We start from the raw sequence: 4803 nt of genomic DNA, 5'->3' as shown, positions 1-4803 counted from the left end.
GAAGGATTGGGAAAAATCCATCGCCAGCGCGGCAGCTTGGGTCACAATCGCACACATCCGCCGCGTCACGCGGATGCTCGCAAGACAATGAATTCACTCGAAAAGTTTTGAATCAGACTCTAAGGCCAACATCGGCTGCGGCCCGGTCCTGTCGCCTGCCGAGGTAATGGGTGGCACCATGGACCTGCGCGCCACCTATATGCGCGATGTACCGTTCCCCGAGTCAAACCCCGTCCCCATCGCCCCTCCCCCGGCGCGTCTGTCACGCGGCGCAGTCGAGGTGGATCGCCCGCCGCTGCTGGGCGAACACAGCGATGAGGTGCTGGCCGACTATGGCTTTGCCCCCGACGAAATCGCCAGGATGCGGGCAGAAGGAACCATCTGATGTCCACCCACGAAGTCATGCTTCAGGACTTGTGGGACCGCGAACAGATCCGCCAGTGCCTGACCCGCTATGCCCGGGGCGTGGACCGGTTTGACCGCGAGTTGATCCTGTCAGCCTTTCACCCCGACTGTATCGACGAGCACGGCAAATTCGTCGGCAACCGCGACGAATTCGTAGACTGGGCGCTGAACATGCATGAAAAGGCGCAGCTTAGCCACCAGCATTGTCTCTTGAACCACACCTGCGAGATCGACGGTGACACGGCGCACGCGGAAACCTACTTCATGTTCACCGCGATGAACCGCAAAGGCAAACCACTGACCATCGGTGGCGGGCGCTATATCGACCGACTGGAAAAGCGGGATGGCGCGTGGCGCATTGCCGCGCGGGTCACATTGCGGGATTGGTCCAATCTGGAAAACATCCCGAATATCAAGGATCTCAGCACCATGACCTCGACTGCGCACTTGCTGTCAGACATCGAGCGCCAGTTCATGAACGAAGGGCGCGGCCCGGCGCGCGACAAGACCGACCCATCCTATGACCGCCCGCTGACCAGCGACGCCGCACGGCGGGAGAAATATCTGGAACTCTTCGGCCGCAAGGGCTGACACGCGAAAGGAACGCACCATGAAAGCCATTACATTCGACAGCTTCGGTGGCCCCGAGGTTCTGAACGTTTCCGATCTGCCCGATCCCAAGGCAGGCCCTGGTGAGGTGCTGGTGCGGGTCGCGGCCAGCACCGTGAACCCGACCGACCTGATGATGCGCAACGGTGCCCAGGCCAAGATGATGGAGCAACTGGCCCCGCCCTATGTCGCCGGCATGGAATTTTCCGGCGTGATCGAGGATGCTGGAGACTCGGGCCTTGCCGTCGGCCAGCCGGTAATTGGCGTGTTGAACCCACGCACCCCGCGCGGCGGGTCTTATGCGGAACTGATTGCGGTGCCGGCGGCTTCGGTTGCGGCAGTATCTGCCAGCGTCGATCTGGTCGGCGCGGCGACGGTGCCAATGAATGCGCTGACGGCGATTCTGTCGCTCAATTTCCTGGATCTGAAACCGGGCGATACGCTGCTGGTGACGGGCGGTGCGGGCATGCTGGGCGGCTCGGTCATCCAACTGGCCAAGGCTGCGGGGGTGAAAGTTCTGGCCAATGTAGGTGACAAGGACCGCGCGCTGGTCAGAGGTCTGGGCGCCGACGTGATCCTGCCGCGTGACAATTTCGACGACGCCCTGCGCGCCGAATGTCCTGACGGAGTGGACGGGATGATCGACGGCGCGCTGATCGGCAATGACGTCTCCCATCTGGTGCGTGACGGCGGTGGCGCGGTGTCGTTGCGCGGCACCTACAAGATCGAGGACCCCCGCCTGCGCGTGTTCAACGTGTCGGTTCTGACCGGGATGGAAGACAACGACGCGATCCAGCACATTGCCGATATGCTGGGTTCGGGTGCATTGGTGCCGCGCGTCGCACCGAATGGCCGCTATGCTTATTCCGATGTGGTCAAAGCCCACCAGGCCACCGAAGCGGGCGGCACCCGTGGACGTGTGGTGCTGGTGTTCTAAAACCTGAAGGGATTTCAGCGCTTAGCCATGTGCCCGGGCAGCCAGTCGGGCGAGAAGAAGTTCAGATTTATCTCGGCCGTTGGCGTCTCGTTAATCCCGAGCACGCAATGCACGGGCCGCCCGGCGGTGCGGGCGGTAAATCCCTTTTGGGATAGCATGTGCGAGGACCATCCAAACAAATGCGCCAACACCCCCGGCGATAGGTCCGCAATGCATTGCCTATACCTGATTATACCAAACTGGCGTATGGGCCGCCGAGGTGCAAAACTGCCGACAACGGCGGTCCTGTGCCAAAGATCTGACCGCACCCAGAGCAACGAGGAACGGATATGACCAGCAGCTACGACGAAATCATCTACGAGGAACTCGGACCTATCGGTGTGATCCGCCTGAACCGTCCCGACAACGGCAACATGTTCACGCCCAAGATGGTGGACGAGCTGCGCGATTGTTTTGAAAACATCCGCCGCGAAACCCGCACCCGCGTGATCATCCTGACCGGCGTGGGCGACAAATTCTTTTGCATTGGCGGCACCCATGACGAAGGCGAGGACACCACGCTGTATCCCGGCGTGCCGCGCACCCTGGAAATGTACGAGGCGATCGAGCGGTCACAGAAACCTGTGATCGCGGCTGTGAATGGCTTTGCCGTCGGCGGTGGCAACGTGCTGCAAGTCGTGTGCGATATGACCGTGGCCAGGAAAAGCGCCATCTTCCGGCAGGTCGGCCCGATGGTCGGCTCGTTCGATGCGGGCTATGGCACGTTGTTCCTTGAGGACCTGGTAGGCAAGAAGAAGGCCAAGGAAATCTGGATGCGCAACCCGAAGATGACCGCCGACTACGCGCTGGAAATCGGTATGATCAACGCCGTCTTCGATGACGAGACCTTCTGGGAACAGACCCTAGCCTTTGCCAACGAAGTGGCGGAACGCGGGTCGTACGCTCTGGCGGCCGTCAAAGCCTCCTTTGCTGCCCGTCATTCCGGTGTGGCCGGCATCAGCCGCATCACCCATGACTTGATGCTGGGCCATTACTACAAATCCGACGAAGCCAAGGAACTGGGCGCGGCCTTCGCCGAGAAGCGCAAGCCAAACCCGAACAAGTTCGGGCACTGATCCGCTCCCCAACTGAAACCGAAAGGCGCGCCCGATCTTCGGCGCGCCTTTTGCATTGGCGGACATTGCCCGTCTCAACCCCCCGAGTAATCCTTCAGCGCCTGTGCAAATTGCTTTTGTGCGGCACCGGGCAGGTCCGTCCGGCTGGCTGCCGGCATCTCGGCACGGACCTGATCGACCTTGCTCAGGTATTGGGTATCAGCAGCGGCGGGGCGCGACCGATCCAGCCCAGGAGAACCTGCAGAACAGTGGGGGCGGAAAATGTCGTATGTGCGGTCGGGGTCATCATCTTGGCATCCTTTCGAAATCATTGGACCGATCCCGCGCCAACCCGTAGCATTGAATAATTAGACTGAACCATTTTTTAACATCGAAAATTTCCATATCACTCGAAACGGTCACGCCGAAAGGATCGCCGCCATCGCTGCCCAAGAAAATCCTCGACCTAGTCACCCGGAACCAGAGTTCGTATCATTGACTGACATATATGAGGAGACGATGCGATGGTTGGGCGTGTGGCGGACGAGGTGATTGAGCGCACGCTGAACACGACGCCCAAGGATGCTACCCATTGGTCGATCCGGACCATGGCCGCCGAGACGGGCCTGTCGCACACCACGATCCGCAGGATCTGGACGGCCTTCGGCCTGCAACCCCATCGGAGCGAGACGTTCAAGCTGTCCACTGATCCGTTGTTCGTCGACAAGGTGCAGGACATCGTCGGTCTCTACATGTCGCCGCCGAACCGAGCCATCGTGTTGTGCGTGGACGAGAAATCCCAGATCCAGGCATTGGACCGCGAGCAGCCGGTGCTGCCGATGGCGCGCGGTGTCGCCGAGCGGAGAACCCACACCTATGTCCGTCACGGAACAACCTCGCTGTTCGCTGCGCTCGACATCGCAACAGGTGCGGTGATTGGGAAATGCTACAAGCGCCACCGGGCGACTGAGTTCCTCGATTTTCTGAAAAAAAATCGACGCCGCGGTGCCGCAAGGGCCGAACGTGCATCTGGTGATGGACAACTACGCCACGCACAAGACGCCGAAAATCAAAGCCTGGCTGGCCCGCCGCCCGCACTGGCACATCCACTTCACCCCGACATCAGCCAGCTGGATCAACCAAGTGGAACGTTGGTTTGCGGAACTGACCCGTAAGCAGTTGCAACGCGGTGTGCATCGCTCCACCGCCGAACTGGAGGCCGACATCGTCGCCTTTATCGAAGCCCATAGTGAAAATCCCAAGCCCTACTAGTGGGTCAAGTCCGCCGATAAAATCCTCGCATCCGTCAGGGTGGCGGGATCGCGCCAACGGATCACTGCCGCAACCTGATCACCCATGTGGATCGCATTCTGGGCGAAGCGGCCAATCTGTCCGGCGCCAGTGACTTTGATCCCGCCAAGGCCGTTGCGGAAATCACTCTGCTCAGCACGGCCTATATCAACCGGGTCGCCATAACCCACCGGCTGCGCCGTGGCGCGCCGGACATCACGCTGACAGTCCGGTCGGGCTATGGTGATACGTGCGAGGTGCTATTGAAAGGTAAGGCAAATTTGGCGACGCTGGTGGGCGTTCGCAATGCGTCGGGCCTGCATGTTCGACACAAGGGGGTCGTGTATGGATGCCCCCGGTTTTGCAAGGATTTCCTGAGCTGATTTCCAGCGATTTGATTGCGGTCGTGTATTCGGCCTCGTGTTGCGGCTTTTACGCGCCGCGGGCCATGATGGTCAGTTCGCTGAT

The 4803-nt window shown here is 60.4% G+C and carries 5 protein-coding genes and 2 pseudogenes; all 7 read left to right on the top strand.

Features of this window, described 5'->3' with window-relative positions:
- Positions 1-91: pseudogene (locus AAFO90_RS23985) on the top strand (IS5/IS1182 family transposase); the annotation flags it as partial.
- Positions 92-178: 87 nt separating this feature from the next.
- Entirely contained in the window at positions 179-385 is a 207-nt protein-coding gene (locus AAFO90_RS23980; protein ID WP_347511064.1) for a hypothetical protein, read from the top strand.
- Entirely contained in the window at positions 385-996 is a 612-nt protein-coding gene (locus AAFO90_RS23975; RefSeq protein ID WP_347511063.1) for a nuclear transport factor 2 family protein, read from the top strand. The genes AAFO90_RS23980 and AAFO90_RS23975 overlap by 1 nt, the downstream gene beginning before the upstream one ends.
- 19 nt (positions 997-1015) lie before the next feature.
- The gene (locus AAFO90_RS23970) at positions 1016-1951 is read left to right on the top strand and encodes an NADP-dependent oxidoreductase (protein ID WP_347511062.1); all 936 of its coding nucleotides are present in this window, start codon (positions 1016-1018) and stop codon (positions 1949-1951) included.
- 329 nt (positions 1952-2280) lie between these two features.
- Complete coding sequence (locus AAFO90_RS23965; protein WP_347511061.1) at positions 2281-3066, top strand: enoyl-CoA hydratase-related protein; 786 nt, start codon at positions 2281-2283, stop codon at positions 3064-3066.
- 524 nt (positions 3067-3590) lie between these two features.
- A pseudogene (locus tag AAFO90_RS23960) lies at positions 3591-4314 on the top strand (IS630 family transposase); the annotation flags it as partial.
- A gap of 89 nt (positions 4315-4403) precedes the next feature.
- Positions 4404-4718 carry a hypothetical protein gene (locus AAFO90_RS23955; protein WP_347511060.1) on the top strand — a complete coding sequence of 105 codons (315 nt, stop codon included), beginning with the start codon at positions 4404-4406 and terminating at the stop codon, positions 4716-4718.
- Positions 4719-4803: the final 85 nt, after the last annotated feature.

The organism is Phaeobacter sp. CAU 1743 (assembly GCF_039839315.1).
Classification (GTDB): Bacteria; Pseudomonadota; Alphaproteobacteria; order Rhodobacterales; family Rhodobacteraceae; genus Phycobacter; species Phycobacter gallaeciensis_A.
Note: the sequence above shows the minus strand (reverse complement) of the source record. Positions and strands in the feature narration are given on the sequence as shown.